Source organism: Phyllobacterium ifriqiyense, from assembly GCF_030817885.1.
GTDB classification, from domain to species: Bacteria; Pseudomonadota; Alphaproteobacteria; order Rhizobiales; family Rhizobiaceae; genus Phyllobacterium; species Phyllobacterium ifriqiyense.
In genome coordinates this window covers 1077708-1094731 of record NZ_JAUSZT010000003.1, presented here as the reverse complement: position 1 = coordinate 1094731, position 17024 = coordinate 1077708, and the positions used below count along the sequence as shown (strand labels likewise).

General features: G+C 54.3%; 10 protein-coding genes. 3 read left to right on the top strand and 7 right to left on the bottom strand.

What is annotated here, in order from left to right:
- The first annotated feature begins 2 nt into the window (after positions 1–2).
- From trpA to QFZ34_RS12930, 3 genes are read left to right on the top strand one after another with little or no spacing between them, the layout of a single operon-like run.
- A complete protein-coding gene (gene trpA / locus QFZ34_RS12940; protein WP_307281572.1) occupies positions 3–842 on the top strand; it encodes a tryptophan synthase subunit alpha in 840 nt (279 codons plus the stop codon).
- A 44-nt stretch (positions 843–886) separates the two neighbouring features.
- A complete protein-coding gene (gene accD, locus QFZ34_RS12935) occupies positions 887–1807 on the top strand; it encodes an acetyl-CoA carboxylase, carboxyltransferase subunit beta (protein ID WP_115054534.1) in 921 nt (306 codons plus the stop codon).
- A 31-nt stretch (positions 1808–1838) separates the two neighbouring features.
- Positions 1839–3167, top strand: coding sequence for a bifunctional folylpolyglutamate synthase/dihydrofolate synthase (locus tag QFZ34_RS12930; protein WP_307281567.1), 1329 nt, complete (start codon positions 1839–1841; stop codon positions 3165–3167).
- Between the two features lie 57 nt (positions 3168–3224).
- Here QFZ34_RS12930 and trxA read toward each other — a convergent pair whose 3' ends face one another.
- The 7 genes from trxA to ahcY form a co-directional block, all read right to left on the bottom strand.
- A complete protein-coding gene (gene trxA / locus QFZ34_RS12925; protein ID WP_115054532.1) occupies positions 3225–3551 on the bottom strand; it encodes a thioredoxin in 327 nt (108 codons plus the stop codon).
- 450 nt (positions 3552–4001) lie between these two features.
- A complete protein-coding gene (gene addA / locus QFZ34_RS12920) occupies positions 4002–7499 on the bottom strand; it encodes a double-strand break repair helicase AddA (RefSeq protein ID WP_307281561.1) in 3498 nt (1165 codons plus the stop codon).
- On the bottom strand, positions 7496–10636 hold the full coding sequence (addB, locus tag QFZ34_RS12915) for a double-strand break repair protein AddB (RefSeq protein ID WP_307281558.1): 3141 nt from the start codon (positions 10634–10636) through the stop codon (positions 7496–7498). Before addB ends, addA begins: the two co-directional genes overlap by 4 nt.
- On the bottom strand, positions 10629–11351 hold the full coding sequence (locus QFZ34_RS12910; RefSeq protein WP_115054529.1) for a nucleotidyltransferase family protein: 723 nt from the start codon (positions 11349–11351) through the stop codon (positions 10629–10631). The genes addB and QFZ34_RS12910 overlap by 8 nt, the downstream gene beginning before the upstream one ends.
- Positions 11348–12862: a tRNA (adenosine(37)-N6)-threonylcarbamoyltransferase complex ATPase subunit type 1 TsaE gene (gene tsaE / locus QFZ34_RS12905; RefSeq protein ID WP_307281555.1), complete on the bottom strand. Its 1515-nt coding sequence runs from the start codon at positions 12860–12862 to the stop codon at positions 11348–11350. Before tsaE ends, QFZ34_RS12910 begins: the two co-directional genes overlap by 4 nt.
- A gap of 5 nt (positions 12863–12867) precedes the next feature.
- Positions 12868–15396: a sensor histidine kinase gene (locus tag QFZ34_RS12900; RefSeq protein WP_370878845.1), complete on the bottom strand. Its 2529-nt coding sequence runs from the start codon at positions 15394–15396 to the stop codon at positions 12868–12870.
- A 205-nt stretch (positions 15397–15601) separates the two neighbouring features.
- Entirely contained in the window at positions 15602–17002 is a 1401-nt protein-coding gene (gene ahcY, locus QFZ34_RS12895) for an adenosylhomocysteinase (RefSeq protein WP_115054527.1), read from the bottom strand.
- Positions 17003–17024 lie beyond the last annotated feature (22 nt).

The following is a 17024-nucleotide window of genomic DNA, read 5'->3' as shown; positions in this document are numbered from 1 at the left end:
CAATGGCGACACGTATCGATGCAAAATTCGCGGCTTTGAAGGCTGAAGGCCGTCCGGCACTGGTCACCTATTTCATGGGTGGCGATCCGGACTTTGAAACCTCACTCAGGATCATGAAGGCCTTGCCGGGTTCCGGTTCGGACATTATTGAGCTTGGCGTGCCTTTCTCCGATCCGATGGCCGACGGTCCGGCCATTCAGGCTGCCGGTCTTCGCGCCCTTAAAAAGGGCATGTCGTTGACTAAGACGCTTGATCTGGCGGCGCGGTTCCGGGAAACGGATAATACCACGCCAATCGTCATGATGGGTTACTACAACCCGATCTATATTTATGGCGTTGACCGCTTTCTGAAAGATGCGGTTGCCTCGGGCATTGATGGTCTAATCATCGTTGACCTTCCACCGGAAATGGATGAAGAGCTTTGCATTCCTGCAATCAAGGCCGGTATCAATTTCATCCGTCTTGCCACACCCACGACTGATGAAAAGCGCCTGCCAAAGGTTTTGCAGAATACATCCGGCTTCGTTTACTACGTTTCGATGAATGGCATTACCGGTTCAGCTTTGCCGGACACGACAAGGATTGCCGCAGCCGTTCACCGGATCAAACAGCACACGGATTTGCCTGTCGTGGTTGGTTTCGGCGTCAAGACTGCCGAGCAGGCCAAGGTCATGGGGGCTTCCGCTGACGGCGTTGTGGTCGGTACCGCAATCATAAACGCGGTGGCCAATACGATTAATCCGGATGGTTCGCTGGTAGCCGATCCTGCCGAAGCTGTAGCGACGATGGTTCAGGGCCTGTCGAGCGGCGTACGCGCAGTGCGACTTGCAGCAGCCGAATAGAAGTCTTAAATCAACATTCCGATAGATAAAAAACAGGACCGATCATGAACTGGATCACGAACTACGTCCGGCCGAAAATCAATTCGATGCTTGGACGTCGTGAAATGCCGGAAAACCTCTGGATCAAAGATCCCGAGTCCGGCGAAATGGTCTTTCATACGGATCTGGAAAAGAACCAGTGGGTTGTGCCATCGTCCGGCCACCACATGCGTATTCCAGCCAAGGATCGTCTGAAGTTCTTCTTCGACAATGGCGTTTACGAAACATTGGAACAGCCGAAGGTTGCGACCGATCCGCTGAAATTCCGCGATGAGAAACGCTATGTCGACCGCCTGAAGGAGCATCGCTCCAAGACCGGGCAGGAAGACACGATCATCAATGCGCTTGGCACGATTGAAGGCCTGCCGGTCGTTGTTACAATCCACGATTTCAACTTTATCGGCGGATCGCTTGGGATGGCAGCCGGTGAAGCCATTATCAAAGGCTTCGAAACTGCTATCGCCCAGAAGAAGCCGCTCGTTCTCTTCGCTGCATCTGGCGGCGCGCGCATGCAGGAAGGCATTCTTTCGCTGATGCAATTGCCGCGCACGACAGTAGCGGTGGAAATGCTGAAAGAAGCAGGTCTGCCCTATATTGTTGTTCTTACCAACCCCACGACAGGCGGCGTTACTGCTTCCTACGCCATGCTTGGCGATATTCACATTGCCGAGCCTGGTGCGCTTATCGGCTTTGCCGGACAGCGTGTTATCGAGCAGACTGTACGCGAGAAGCTTCCTGAAGGTTTTCAACGGGCAGAATATCTCAAGACGCATGGCATGGTTGATATGGTCGTTCCCCGCACGGAGCTGAAAACGACAATTGCAAGGCTTTTGAAGATGTTGATGGGCGAACCGGCAACGGAGAAAGTTGTTGAGCCGGAAGCGGAAACGCCAGCAGTTCCGGCAATAGCTGAAGCGCAATCTTGACGGGTTTCGGTTTATTGGAAACCGCATTTTGATGTCATCACGCGCGTCACAGGAAATAGAGCGGCTTCTCGGACTGCATCCTAAAGGTTTTGACCTTTCGCTGGGCAGGATTACCCGGCTTCTGGATACGCTCGGTAATCCCCATTTGAACCTGCCGCCGGTCATTCATGTGGCTGGCACAAATGGCAAAGGCTCTGCCACCGCCTTTTCCCGCGCATTGCTGGAAGCGGCGGGCTATACGGTCCATGTTCATACGTCCCCGCATCTTGTGCGTTGGCATGAGCGTTATCGCCTTGGTGCGCCCGGAAAGGGCAAGATTGTCAATGACGATACGCTGTTCGAGGCGGTTCGGCGTGTGGCTGATGCCAATGCAGGGCAGCAGATTACGGTCTTCGAAATTCTGACCGCCGTGACTTTTGTCCTTTTCGCCGAGCACCCCGCCGATGCCGTCATCCTTGAGGTTGGGCTTGGGGGACGTTTCGATGCAACCAACGTCATTCCAGAGCCTGCCGTCAGCGTTATCATGCCGATTTCGCTCGATCATCAGTCCTATCTCGGAGATCGAGTTGAGCTGATTGCCGCCGAAAAGGCCGGTATCATCAAGGCGGGTTGTCCGGTTATTATCGGCGCACAGGAACATGATGCGGCACGCACAGTGTTGATCGAGACTGCCGAGCGCCGTGATTGCCCTTATAGTGTCTATGGTCAGGATTTCCTGAGTTTCGAAGAGCGCGGACGCATGGTCTATCAGGACAATGTAGGCTTGATGGATCTGCCTCTGCCCAACCTGCCCGGCCGCCATCAATTGGCAAATGCCGCCGCAGCGATTCAGGCGGTCAGGACTGCGGGCTTTACCATTCCCGACCACGCCGTTGAAACAGCGATGGGTACAGTTGAATGGCCCGCCCGGATGCAGCGCCTGACCAAGGGCAACCTGGTCGATATGGCAGTGCCCGGCTCAGAAATCTGGCTCGATGGCGGGCATAATCCCGGAGCTGGCATGGTGATCGCTGAGGCAATTGCCACGTTGGAGGATCGCAGCCAGCGTCCGCTATTTTTGATTACCGGAATGATCAATACCAAGGACCCTGTAGGGTATTTTGAGGCTTTTACGGGCATGGCGCGGCATGTTTACACGGTGCCGATCAGATCAAGCGATGCAGGCATTCCCCATGAGGAACTCGCTCTGGCGGCGCAAGAAGCCGGACTTTCCGCCGAGCCTGTTTATTCGGTGGAAAACGCCTTGAAAATCCTGCGCGATAGCTGGGACAAGTCCGAGCCCGCTCCACGGATATTGATTGGCGGATCGCTCTATCTGGCTGGCGACGTGCTTTCAGAAAACGGAACGCCGCCGCAGTAACTTCCAATAACAAAAAGCCCGCTTTACAGCGGGCTTTTCGATGAATATCAGAACTGATCAAGCAGCCGAGTTTTTGATCCAGTCGGAAAGCTTGCTCTTTGGAGCAGCGCCAACCAGATTGGCAGCGAGCTCACCATCCTTGAACATCAGCAAAGTCGGAATCGAGCGCACGCCAAACTGGGCAGCCAATTCAGGGTTCTCATCAATATTAACTTTGGCGATTGTAACTTTGCCATCCATTTCCGCAGCGATTTCTTCAAGCGCCGGTGCAATCATCTTGCAAGGGCCACACCATTCTGCCCAAAAATCCACAACGACAGGCTGACCGGCCTGAATTACATCGGACTGGAAATTGCTGGTGTCAATTTTGACGGTGGTAGCCATGAAGCTGTTCCTTAACCTTGTGAATGTGTTGCCCATCATGTGGTGAGTCTGCTGTGCCTAGTCAAGCCGACTCATGTCACGATTCAGTGCAATCTGTCACCTGACGGCTTTCAACCCTGCGTTTGTTGCTCAAAGCACTACTTCAATCGTATTTCGTCAAGCAGTTTGAGGGCGAAGCAGCAGCACGAATCCAGCCAGTGCACCAGAGAGATGGCCTCCCTGGCTGAGGCATACGGCCATATGCCCTCAAACTTGGAGCAATAGATATGTGGTATCTGCCAATGTCTATTACCTTTGAGGTACGAAAAACCCGGACCAGCTGGACACTGACAATCCGGGTTTCATTCGTAACATCATAGGGAAGTGGGGTGGGCAAAGCTCACCCCACACTCCAAAATCAATATAGCAGCTTTCTTGCCGATTCCAAGACGGGAACAATCCTGTCCAGTTTCAAGCCATTCGCTCAAGAGCAATCTGCATGGCGTGCACCGGTATGTCGATAAGATGGGGACCTTCGGTGAAAAGCAAAGCCGCTTCTACTGTCTTGCCGGGATAAAGCGGCTCAAGCAGCTTCCGGTAAAGGGCGAGCTGAGCGATATAGGCATCTGGAACCGTCGACAGATTTTGCGGCGGAGGACGGTTAGTCTTGTAGTCGACAATTACAACCCGGCTTTCGCTCACAGCAAGCCTGTCAATAACGCCGGAAACCGCATGATCCTTGCCGCGAATATGCAGCGTTCCCATGATTGCGACTTCCGCCAATGAACCTGGCGCGAAGACCGGCGCAAAATCGGCTGAATTCAGCACAGCAAAGACCGAGTTAAGCGCCTTCTCGATCTCCTCCGGTTCCCAATCATAAGCGGCGCGGCTGAGATAACGCTGAGCCGCCTGCGCACGTTGTTCGTCCGGAATATCGGGCAAAGTCTGCAACAGCGCGTGGATGACCGTGCCGCGGCGGATGGCGAAAGCGGGATTCTTTCCATCTGTCAGTAGCACCGGCGAACCTGTGACCAGCGGCGCCTCATCATCGGGCTCGATCAGCACCGATACGCCCGATGGTGCAAGGGGCCTTGGCAAGCCCGCTTCCCGAGGCATCGGTATGCGATAGGTAGGAGGAAAGGGAACGGCCCTTGGCTCAAGGGGAAGCTCAGGTTCTACAGGTCCCATGGTCGCCCGTTCAGTCAGCCTGTAAAATTTGGCGGTGACGGATTCGACAGGATGTTGCATTGGTTTGCTCAATTCGCCCAAGGCGGCTTCCACCAACCCATGCCATGTGTCCGGCGCCTGCCGCGATCCACGATAGCCACAAATGATGAGTCTATCTTCAGCACGTGTCATGCCGACATAAAGCAGGCGGCGATATTCTTCTTCTGCCCTTACCTTCAGCTTATCGACAAGGCCCGCCGAGAAAGCAGTCGCATAGGCCTTTCCGGGTACGAACAAAAACCCTTTGCCCTCCCAGCCGCTATATTCTCTCATATCGAAAGAAAGCAGATTGGACATACGCCCGCCTGAAGAAGCCGAACTGCCGGAATCGACGAGGAATACCACGGCGGCTTCAAGGCCCTTTGCAGCATGCACCGTCATGATGCGGACTTCATTACGGCTTTGATCCAGCTCCCGCTTGATTTCCGGCGTTACTGCTTCCAGCGTTTCCAAAAATGCCTGCAAGCCCGGCAAACCGGTTTTTTCGGTTGCGATTGCGTAGTTTTGGAACTCATCGATAACATCGCCCGCCTCATGGCCAAGACGTGCAAGAAGCTCACGGCGCGCGCCGCCGCGTCCAAGAATATCCGCATAAAACTCGAAGACTGGTACAGTATCGGCACGGTTGCGCCACTCCTGAAGACGCGCGGCAACCGGAGCCAGCAGCAGATCATCCTTTGCCTGCGCCAATAGCCGCTCATAAAGCGTTTCATCAGTCGCCCGCTCATAACCGAGCGTAAAGAGCTGATCGTCATCCCACTTGAACAGGGGGCTTTTGAGGAGTGCCGCCAAGGACAGATCATCGGATGGCAAAAGCATGAACCGCCCGAGCGCCATGAGATCCTGGACTGCGATGTGATCCGTCAATTTCAGACGGTCTGCACCGGCGACCGGAACATGGCGCTTCTTTAATTCGCGCGACAAAGCCGGCATGAACTGGTCACGCTTGCGTACCAGCACCATGATATCGCGCGCTTCAAGGCGCCGGTTCTGCCCTTCAATGATTTCACCATTCTTCAACCAGTGCTCAATGGTTCGGGCAATTTGCTCCGCAAGACGCACGGGTGGTGCTGGCAAACTATCAACTGGTGTTCGCCAGTCATCCTCTTCCGGTGTTGTTTCCGGTGTCAGCATATCCCAGATCTGCACTTCACCCGGATCATGGTCGCGAATGGCTGTATGGACAGTCGGACCGTGATCGACACCAAAGCCGCGATGGGCTTCCGGCCGCTCGAACACCTTGTCCACTGCAGACAGAACGTCCGGTGCAGAGCGGAACGAGAAGTTGAGATTAACCCGTTCAAAGGTCAGTTCAGCTTGGCCGGTTTTTTGCTCCGTCGCCTTGCCGTGTCTGGCAAAATCCTCCGGAATCGCACCTTGAAACGAGTAAATCGATTGCTTTTCGTCGCCGACTGCAAAAAGGGTGCGCCGCACATTGCGTGCGGTATTGCCGGTAAAGAATTCCTCGCTGAGAAGCCTTATCACGTTCCACTGGTTTGGGCTGGTATCCTGCGCTTCGTCGACGAGAATATGGTCAATTCCCTTGTCGAGCTTGTATTGCACCCAAGGCCCTGCATCCTGCCGCGCAAGCAATGCCACGGTCCTGACAATGAGATCGTCAAAATCGAGAAGTCCGCGATTTCTTTTCATGTGCTCATAGCGGCCGATAAGGTCATCGACCACCACCAAGGCTGAAAAAGTCAGCCGGAGAAGGCGCAATTGCTTTAATTTGTCCAAACCCTCGAACACGCGCTGTGCAGCGCGGTCGAATCGCTCGATGAAATCCGGGAACCGCTCTGTTACCCCTTTGGACCCAATGAAAGACCCGCTTTTGGGCTCTCCTGTCGCCTTGATAAACGCGGTTCGCAATGCCTCTTCGCGTTGGTCAGACTCGGGCCCAAACTTGGCGTCGAGCAGGATCATCGCAAATTCCTGCGCTCGTGCGGCACTCTTTTGAATATCGAGGATCGAACGCAGCATTTCCCGGTCAAATTCCTGAACCGGCCACAGTGCAGAAAGGATATCGTCTTCTGTTTCAGTGCCGGTAAATCCGAAATGGGAGTAGAACGCCGTCCTGCGCAGGTCGTCTTGCCCGACTTCTCGAATAAAGCGGGTAAGATCATTGCGCTTGGTGACCGCCTCATCAAGAAGCTGTTGCAGGCCGAACTCCCCGGCAGCGTCAAGCACATCCGCAAAGGCTGAAGCAAGCTCGACATTATGATCAAGACGCGCTGCTTGCAGCACCTGCCGCCGCGCTTCGCCAATAAGCGCAACCTGCATCATGTCGTCCATCAGTTCGAAATGACCGGCAATATTCGCCTCTAACGGAAACTGATGCAGAATGGCTTCGCAAAAGGCGTGAATGGTTTGTATCTTGAGGCCGCCGGGGGTTTCAAGCGCCCGCGCAAACAAGCGGCGCGCCTGAGCCAGCCGCTTTGGTCCGGGCCGTGCACCGTCAATGTCCTCAATGATTTTTGCCAGTGCGTCGCCATCCATGGTTGCCCAATCGGAAAGGCGTGCAAAGACACGGTTTTGCATCACCGCCGCAGCAGCTTTCGTATAGGTCAGGCACAGGATTTTCGACGGGTCGGTGCCATCCAGCAGCAAGCGGATGACACGGTCCGTCAAGACATAGGTTTTGCCGGAGCCCGCATTTGCCGACACCCAGACAGAGTCCTTTGGATTTGCTGCCCTGCTCTGGTTGCGCGTGGTTTCCGGCGGGATGGTTCGAGGCTTTCTCATTCGCCCTCCCCTCCCTCTTCAGCGCCACCAGCCGACCACTCCAAAACGCGGGCCAGATGGTCATAATCGCCGGTCAAATCACTTTCCCTGAATGGCAGAGCACGGGACAGATAGCCCTTATGCGGATCACCATAGGCCGTCAGCAATTCGTTGAGGCGCAACCAGGACAATTCGCCCAACTCCGGCGCAGTTTTTTCACTTCCATTGGCAGCCGTGCCGATTCTTAAAATGGATTCCGGATCGACTTTTCCATTTGGCCGTAACCGCACATAGAGAAGATCGGCAGCTTTGCGTGCCCCAACCTCATGAAACGCACCCCGTGCCAGCAATGCGGCTTCCAGCGCTAGCTGCGGCGACAAAAGAACATGGGCCTGCCGCTTGGATGGCGTTGATCCGGTCTTGTAGTCAATGATGTCAACCGTACCGTCGCGGCGCAAATCCACCCGGTCTGCCCGGCCTGAAAGTGTGACGCCAGTTGCTTCGACGACAATCTTTTTGGAAGCAATTTCGGGATGACGTTCGGAAATCAGATGGTCTCGGAGCCGCTCCCAGTTCAGATATTCCGGCACCAGCGATTGGAACCTGGGCCACCAGACTGCATCGATTTCTTCCGGTAACGCGATGTCGTCAAAATACTGCCTGCCTATTTCCAGAAGACGTCTGGCGGCATTCGCATCAAGAGGATCAATGCCCTGTTCCGTGAAATGCGCGAGGATATTGTGAAAGAGCGAACCGCGCTCAGCCACGTCAGGATCACGGATCAATGGCTCAATGGGCCGCAACCGCAAAATGCGCTTGGCAAAGATGGCATAGGGATCGCGCCGGAGCGTCTCTATTTCTGTAACTGAGAAGTGCTTGGGGCGGGCTGTTAAAGGCGGCTTCGGTTCCGGTCGTTTGACAAAATCCTCATCCGGCGCGTGGTCGATTTCCCGCGCCCATCCAAGATACTTTGCCCCACGCCTGCGCAGCTCTCCGGTAGCGTCATTGCCAAGAACCGTCTCCAGCCTTTGCAACCAGCGCGAAGCAACCGTTGGCGCATTGGCTGAGCGCTGTGCACGCGTAAGAATAACCTGATCCATTCCCAGCGCCATCTGAAAATCGTGCGCGGCAAGGCCGGTGCGCCGCTCCGGCGGATCAAGATTTATAATGGATTTCATCGGCCGTGACATGAACGGATCATTGCGCGTTTTACCCGGCCATGAGCCCTCATTCAGTCCGCCGATAATCATCGTATCGACCGTTTGCAATCGCGCTTCCAGTGCGCCCCAGATAAACAGGCGCGGATGCGCGCCCGCTTTTGGTTTTACAACCTCTCCCGCAATCAAAGCTTCCATCATTGCGGGGAATTCGCCGACAGAAAAATCGAGCTGCGAATCTGCCGAGATCAGATTGCGCAGGAAGGCGGCGAATTGTTCACCGGCCGCTCCACTATAAAGTGCAGCAATATCTCCCTGATCATCCCGCACCAGATTTTCCAGACTGGCAACAACCGCCTGAATGATCTGCGGCAGCTGTACAGATTCCGTGACTCCAACAAACTGAATCAAGGGTTCCATCGCACCGCTAAGCGCCTTGCAGACGATATGCGCGGACTCAATTCTTGCAGCGCTGATCTGGCGAAGCCAGGCCGGTTCAAATGGCGTAGATCCTGTTTCGGCAAGGCGTCTTTCGAAATGTTGCTGGAAATCCGATAGGGTGGCTCGCCCTGTACCACCACGCAGCGCAACCAGTTCAATAGTTTCTGCAGCCTGGCGAACCCTGACACGATCAAGGCCAAGCCGCGTCAGTGGATGTTTTAGCAAAGCCAGTAACGCAACCGGATCCCCGGGATTGAAAACAATATCCAGGACCAGTCGCATCAAAGCCGCAGGTTGCGTTTCGCGCATGGCATGTCCACCGGAATCATCAGCGGCTATATTGAACCGCGCGAGTTCCGTTGACACACGGCGGGCAAGATCGCGATCGGCGGTGATCAAAGCTGCGGTCTTGCCCGGTTGTTCTATGGAATCGCGCAAGGCCACTGCGATGCTCAGCGCTTCCTCGCGCTCATTTGAGGCTTCAATCAAGGCAATGGAGGCAACGGCGGCGGAAAACTGACCGCTGTTCCGGTTAATTTGTGCCCACGCCTCACTCGTGTCGGCGGGGCGCATCGCCTCGGCCAAAAGGTTTTCGCGTTGGCGTTTTTCTGGAGTGACGCCGCCCAGCACAATCACATCCTGACGCAGCACACCCAGTTCACCGAGCAGTTTGCGCAGTCCATATTGCGGGTGACCAAAAATCGAAGGATTGTCTGCAGTGCTTGCCAAAACATCCCAGCTGACGGCATCCATGTCGCGATCAAGCCCTGGAAGGACCAGGGCACCCATGGGCAATGAAGCAATAGCAGCCAAGAGCTTTGCCGTTGCAGGTATGGATCCAGTAGAGCCCGCCGCAATGACAGGACCCTGCGACGCCTTGCGCAGGAGCCTTTCGGCTTCAAGCTCGATCAGGCGATTACGGTGGGCAGCGGGGTTGGAACGTCTGCGTTCAGCCAGAATCTCGGGCCAAAGGCTTGTGACGATGTTTAGAAAATCGAGAGTGACCTGCCACCAATTCGGCAGTTCTTCAGAAACAATATTGGAAAGCGTTGACCATCCGGCAGCTTCAGTCTCAACCTGATCCATGAGTCCGGCAAGATCGCGGGCAAGCCAGATCGCATCAGCGGTCGTTGCCGGAATGGCAATTTCCTCATTTCCAAACAAGGCACGCACATGTTCTGGCAGGCGTTCGCGCCAAGGCCGGACCAGTCGCGCTAAAAGCAAAAGTCTCTCGACACTGCCTATTGCCGGCAGAAGGTCGAAGAAGGCATCGGAACCCATGTCGAACATGGCTGCATCTTCATCGACATCGCCCAATGCTCGGATTACTGGCAGGATCGCTGATTTAACCGGGCTTTTCTCGACAAGTAGCGAACGCAGCGTTCGCGCTGCACGACGGGTCGGCACATAGATTGTAGCATGGGCCAGCGCCATTGGATCATTGGGGTTTGCAGGATAACCCGGAATCAAGGCTCCCGATTGCAGCGCATCCACAAGCGCCGGAAGAAAAGGCGTACCCGGCGCTATGGAGAAAATATTCGGATTCTGGCGCTCAGCCATGAATCCCCTGCTTGGCAATAGCGGCATCTGCCTCTTCTATTGCATCCGGCGTGCCGACTGTCAGCCAAATGCCATCCATCGGCAGTCCAAAGAGCCTGTCAGCGGCAATCGCTTCATCGAAATATCGGTTCAATGATACTTTACCCGATGGAGCATTCGCGAAAATGCGCGGATGGATGATCGCCGCTCCGGCATAAATATAGGGCGATGTCTCACCCGGCTTCAAACGGCGCAATTGCCCGGTATTGCTCATGCTGAAATCGCCGCCACCTTCGCGTCCAACGGCTTGATCCATATGGGCAATCATCAAGAGAATATCCATGCTCGCATCATTCCACCCTTCGGCAAGCAGGACAAGATTGGGTTTGTCGCTATCGGTCCAGAAAGTATCGGCATTCAAAACATAGAATGGTTCAGAGCCAATTTGCGGCAGGGCTTTGATGATACCCCCCGCAGAGTCGAGCAACTGCTCTCTTTCATTGGAGATTTCGATCAATGGCGCTGTGCGCTCCATCAGATGCGTTTCAAGCTGGTCGGCAAGATAATGCACATTGACCACGGCGCGTCGCACGCCAGCGCCGGCAAGCGAATCCAGCCCCCAATCGATCAATGATTTGCCGGCTACCTTTACCAAAGGTTTTGGTATTGTATCGGTTATCGGTGCCATGCGTTTTCCCAAACCGGCAGCGAGAACCATAGCTGTATGCGGTGTCATGCCTTAATCCTTTGGGCGAGTATTCCATTCTTTTCGCACCAATCCTTGACTGGCGCCAGAGCCGGATGATCAATAACCCGCTCCAGATAAGTTTGAATACGCGGAAGATGCCTCAAATAAAATGGTTTGCCGTCGCGCTCATCGAGCCGAACGAATATGCCAAGAATCTTTGCATTGCGCTGCGCCGCCATAATGGCAAAGGCTTTTTTGAAACCGGTCTCATCAAAAGCTGTGCTTCCCGCGCGACGCTCTTCAATATAGGCCGCAAGCAACAAATCCTGCATGTCGGGCTCAATCGTCACGCGCGCATCCATGATGAGAGATGCGACATCATAGGCCGAAGGACCGAGCATCGCATCCTGAAAATCAATCAGGCCAACGCGTTCAATGCCTGATCTATGAGCCTGCCAAAGGATGTTGGGTGAGTGAACATCGCGCAGAAGCAGGGATTGCTCGGCATTACTAAGCTGGCTAAATACTTTATCCCATGCAGCGATATAACTGCTCGTCAAATCGGGACTTATCACTGTTCCGTTCATGCGCGGCACATACCAGTCCGACAAAAGCTCAACTTCAATCATCATCGCATCCCGGTCGAAATGATGCAGACGATGCGTAGCTCCATTTCCTACGGGGATATCCTGCGGCCATATGAATTGATGGAGTTTGGCCAGCAAGCGCACAGCAGCCTCATAGCGCTCGAAGATGGGCGCTCCATCCTTATCAAGAATACCATCACTGCCGAGATTTTCGATGACGAGAAAACCATGCTCCAAATCTTCGGCGTTGATATGCGGGACATTGAAGCCTTTGGACGCCAGGAGACGATCCAAGGCCACGAAAGCATTCACTGACTGGGAAAGATGCGCAATCTGCATGTAGGTTTTGCCATCGCGCAGGATTGGACCGCCCGGATTATAGGGTGAGTTCATCAGGATGAGCGGGGTTCCGCTGCCCGTCGACAGGGTCTCATAGCCCCGGGCGGATGCATCGCCGAGAAGATATCGCCGTTCAGCATGCGCTAAACCCGATCTTGCCAGAAAAGAGCGGATGGCCAGAGAACGTTCCAATCGCGCCAGAACATCAGGGGGGCCCTCGATGAAGGCTTTGCGGCCACTTCCATGATCCTGCAACGTGATGCTCAAGCTGACCGGCGGCAAAAACCCGTCAGCGCGTTCGGGCCATTCGACCAGTACAATTCCATCAAGCAGCGCCTCGTCGAGCCCCAACTCGTCAATCTCATCGGCAGTCGAAAGACGGTACAGGTCGACATGGCTAATGGGCAGCCGCAATTCGGGATAGGATTGCACGATAGTAAAAGTCGGGCTTGGTACATCATAATCCGCATCATCAGCGATCGTACGGATTAAACCACGGGCAAATGTCGATTTGCCCGCACCAAGATCGCCGCTCAAAGCAATGAGATCCCCTTTGCGTAGGGACAGACCAACATCTTGGCCCAAGCGTGCCGTATCTTCAGCGTTCGCAAGTTCTACAGAAAGCGGGGGCATTCAGACTATTCGGCAGCGAGGCTGAAGGTACGCGCCTCCAGCGGGAATCGACAGGTAACCAGCGTGCCCTTGCCCGCAGAACTGTCTATATCAACTGTTCCACCATGCAATTCGACAAAGCCCTTCACGATGGACAGGCCCAGCCCCGCACCGCGTTTGCGCCCGCCATTCGGGTAAGGCTGGAAGCGCTTGAAAATGCTGTCGAGCACATAATCCGGCATTCCGGGGCCATTATCCATGACACTGAACACCATTTCCGTTTGTTCGCGCCAGCACTTGAGCGTAATCGTGCTGCCTTCCGGAGCATAGTTAGCCGCATTGCTCAAAAGATTGGACAGCACCTGCTTGATACGGGCGGCATCGGCACGGAACGAACCTGTTCCTGTCTCAATACGCGTATCGAGCAGAATATTATGTTCCTTGAGCCGGTCGGCGACTTTCTCCGATGCAACAGTGACGGCATCGGTGACGGAAACATCGCTGATATCGAGCTCCATGATCCCCGCATCCACAGTGGCCAGATCAAGAATATCATTCACGATGGTCAAAAGCACTGATGAAGAAGTGCCGATATGATCAAGATAGTCCCGTTGACGGTCGTTCAACGGTCCGGTCATGGGCGTTTGGAGAAGCTCGGTAAAGCCCATAATATTGGTCAGCGGCGAACGCAGTTCATAAGAGACATGCTGGACAAAATCATTCTTCAGCTCGTCAGTACGCTCCAGCGCTTCGTTCTTTTCTTTCAGCGCACGCTCAACCTGAACAGAATCCGTCACATCGACGAAGGTGAGCATTGTCTGGCCATTGGGCAGTGGCGCCGTTGCATAAGACAATATTTTACCCGTTGTCAGCTCTATATGGCCGGAGAGCGAGCGGCGCTCATCATCAAAACCAGTGACTGTCGTTACAAAGGATTCCCAATTATCCGCGTCCGATACAGGTTCGCACACCCGCCGGATTGCGGAAATATGCGTGCCCTCCGCTACCTGTTCGCTCTTCAGCGACCACAGGGATGCAAAAGCAGGATTGGCAAGACGTACTTTTCCGTCTGACCCAAACACCGCAACACCTTCAGCAAGGTAGTCCAGCGTCTGGCCTTGCACTTTGATCAGCGTGTTATAACGGCTTTCGAGTTCAAGCTTTTCAGTCAGGTTCTCGAACACCCAGGTAACGCCGCCCTTCGGCTGGGGATTGACGATAACCCGCAATGTGCGGCCATCGGTCAGGTGCCAGACATATTCCTGCGATTCAATAGAATGATAGGCGGAAAGAACCTGTTCCTTCCAGCGCCGCCAATCCGGCTGCTCGGGCAATATGCCATCGCTGCGGAAACGGTCGAGCAACATGGCATTGTCAGGATTGCTCTCAAGGAATGGTGTCTCGAGGCCCCACAATTTGGCGAATGCCTGATTGAAGAATTGCAACTTTCGGTTGGCATCAAACATTGCGACAGCCGAATTCAGCTGATCCAACGTATCCGAATGATTGAGAACAGTCCGTTTAAATTCCTCCCGGATCAACTCAGCTTCGCTGATATCGATTGCCATACCGGCAGATCCATTGCTTGCGGCAATATCGGTAACGCTGAATACGTGCCTGTCGCCGCCAACTACGGTCGAGAGTTGATCGTGGAATTTACGGTTCAGTGTCTTGTCGCGCTCTATGCGTTCGCGCGCCTGAACACCGAAAAGCTCGCGACCATCGCGAACCGCGCTATTGGGGTCGCGCTCGTCGACAGCCTTTGCATAGGCCAGATTAACCCAATTCAACTGACCTTCACTGCTACGGCTCCAGGCTGGCATATCGATTGCATCCAGCAGACCACGCAGCGTCGCGACAGCTTCGCTTAAATGATAGTTTTCGGCTTTAAGCATGGCTTGAGCGGCACGAACTTCGCCTGGATTGATGAAGCGCACGATAGCATATCCGCCAGAAGTGCGGCCCTGCACCTCCAGCGGCGTGCCTTTCGAGGTCTCGATGGCTATGTCGAAAGGACGGGCTTTCTCGCGCAGCGCCGATACTGACCGGTCCAGAAGCGTGACGGATTCAACCCGCAACCAGCGGCCAAAGGCCAGAAAAAGCGAGCGGCTTTCGGGCACGCCAATTTCAGGCGGCAGACTGCCGATGAGCACGGGAGTCGACGAGCTTCCCTCCCAAACTATAACGCGCTGATCCTTAAGATTGAGCAGGGCTTCGTTGCGTTGAACCGTGACATTCAGATCGGCAACCTTGTCGCGCAAATGGCGGTTCTCATGGGCAATGCGGCTACGCTCCCGAATGAGCCAGCCCGCGGAGAGCAGGGCAGCACCCATGGCACCAAGAAACATTGCGAACTGAACGACTTCAAACGTGCCGACTTTCATCCCGAAGGGAGTATCGATCAGGCCAAGCATATCTTCAGCGTGAGCAGAGAAGGAGGCAGTCAAAAGGATTGGCAGCGCGGAAACTGCGCTCAATGCCCGGGTTTGCAGCCTGCTCAGCACGGATCGTTTGTGTGCTGCATCTTCACTGCGAACATCACCTTTAATTCTCATGTCAACCGTCGCAGCCCCATCCAGACGAATGACGATCCTCTTTTCCATCCGGCTTATCACCATTTGGCCCATCAAGAGCAACGTCATCCCGAATCACTACAATAAACCTTGAGGGAATCGACGGGAAGAACTATGCGCAAAAAAGAAAGCCGGAGAATTTGTCAATTCTCCGGCTTCTATATATTGTAGGTATATTCTAGCTATATCAATATCTGTAGTGGTCAGACTTGAATGGACCCTTTGGAGTCACCCCGATATAGGCAGCTTGTTCTTCCGAAAGAACCGACAATTTCGCTCCGAGCTTGTCGAGATGCAAGCGCGCAACCTTTTCGTCGAGATGTTTCGGCAGGACGTAAACTTCATTCTTGTACTGATCACCACGGCTATAAAGCTCAATCTGGGCCAGAACCTGATTGGTGAACGAGGCTGACATAACGAAGCTTGGATGGCCTGTTGCGTTGCCCAAATTCAGCAGGCGGCCTTCGGACAGAAGCAAAAGACGCTTGCCGTCTGGGAACGAAATCATGTCGACTTGCGGCTTGATGTTGTTCCATTTGAGATTGCGCAGGGCCGAAACCTGGATCTCGTTGTCAAAGTGTCCAATATTGCCAACAATGACCATGTCTTTCATCTGACGCATATGGTCGATGGTGATGACGTCCTTATTGCCGGTCGTGGTGATGATAATATCAGCTGTTGGTGCTGCATCTTCCAGCGTGACGACTTCAAAACCATCCATGGCTGCCTGCAAAGCACAGATCGGATCGACTTCAGTTACCTTGACACGAGCACCGGCACCCAGCAGCGACTGGGCCGAGCCTTTGCCGACATCGCCGTAACCGCAAACAACAGCGACCTTACCGGCCATCATGACGTCGGTTGCGCGGCGAATACCGTCAACCAGCGATTCCTTGCAGCCATATTTATTGTCGAATTTCGACTTGGTAACACTGTCATTGACGTTGATTGCGGGGAAAGGCAGCAGGCCCTTCTTTTGCAACTGATAGAGACGGTTAACGCCCGTTGTGGTTTCTTCGGTAACACCCTTGATCGCATCGCGCTGCTTGGTGAAGAAGCCCGGAGTTTCCTTCATGCGCTTCTTGATCTGCGCGAAGAGGATTTCCTCTTCTTCGCTTTCCGGCTTCGAAAGAACATCTTCGCCAGCTTCGGCGCGCGCGCCGATCAGAATATACATTGTGGCGTCGCCGCCATCATCGAGAATCATGTTGGATGGCTGACCATCCGGCCACTGGAAAATCTTATCCGTATAGGTCCAATATTCTTCGAGCGACTCGCCTTTAATCGCAAATACCGGCGTGCCGGTTGCGGCAATGGCTGCTGCAGCATGGTCCTGGGTAGAGAAAATATTGCATGATGCCCAGCGCACTTTTGCACCCAGCTCCTGCAAAGTCTCGATCAGAACCGCTGTCTGAATGGTCATGTGCAGTGAGCCGGTGATGCGCGCGCCTTTGAGCGGCTGCGACTTGCCGAATTCTTCCCGGCTGGCCATCAGACCTGGCATTTCGGTTTCAGCAATGTCCATTTCCTTGCGGCCCCACGCGGCCAGCTCAAGGTCCTTGACTACGTAATCCTGCTTATCGGCCATCTTTTTTCAGCTCCGTCTTTGT

What these genes read in the sequence shown, in the direction of transcription:
- trpA (WP_307281572.1), top strand. Translation starts at nt 3, where the DNA reads ATGGCGACACGTATCGATGCAAAATTCGCGGCTTTGAAGGCTGAAGGC.
- accD (WP_115054534.1), top strand. Translation starts at nt 887, where the DNA reads ATGAACTGGATCACGAACTACGTCCGGCCGAAAATCAATTCGATGCTT.
- QFZ34_RS12930 (WP_307281567.1), top strand. Translation starts at nt 1,839, where the DNA reads ATGTCATCACGCGCGTCACAGGAAATAGAGCGGCTTCTCGGACTGCAT.
- trxA (WP_115054532.1), bottom strand. Translation starts at nt 3,551, where the DNA reads ATGGCTACCACCGTCAAAATTGACACCAGCAATTTCCAGTCCGATGTA.
- addA (WP_307281561.1), bottom strand. Translation starts at nt 7,499, where the DNA reads ATGAGAAAGCCTCGAACCATCCCGCCGGAAACCACGCGCAACCAGAGC.
- addB (WP_307281558.1), bottom strand. Translation starts at nt 10,636, where the DNA reads ATGGCTGAGCGCCAGAATCCGAATATTTTCTCCATAGCGCCGGGTACG.
- QFZ34_RS12910 (WP_115054529.1), bottom strand. Translation starts at nt 11,351, where the DNA reads ATGACACCGCATACAGCTATGGTTCTCGCTGCCGGTTTGGGAAAACGC.
- tsaE (WP_307281555.1), bottom strand. Translation starts at nt 12,862, where the DNA reads ATGCCCCCGCTTTCTGTAGAACTTGCGAACGCTGAAGATACGGCACGC.
- QFZ34_RS12900 (WP_370878845.1), bottom strand. Translation starts at nt 15,396, where the DNA reads ATGAGAATTAAAGGTGATGTTCGCAGTGAAGATGCAGCACACAAACGA.
- ahcY (WP_115054527.1), bottom strand. Translation starts at nt 17,002, where the DNA reads ATGGCCGATAAGCAGGATTACGTAGTCAAGGACCTTGAGCTGGCCGCG.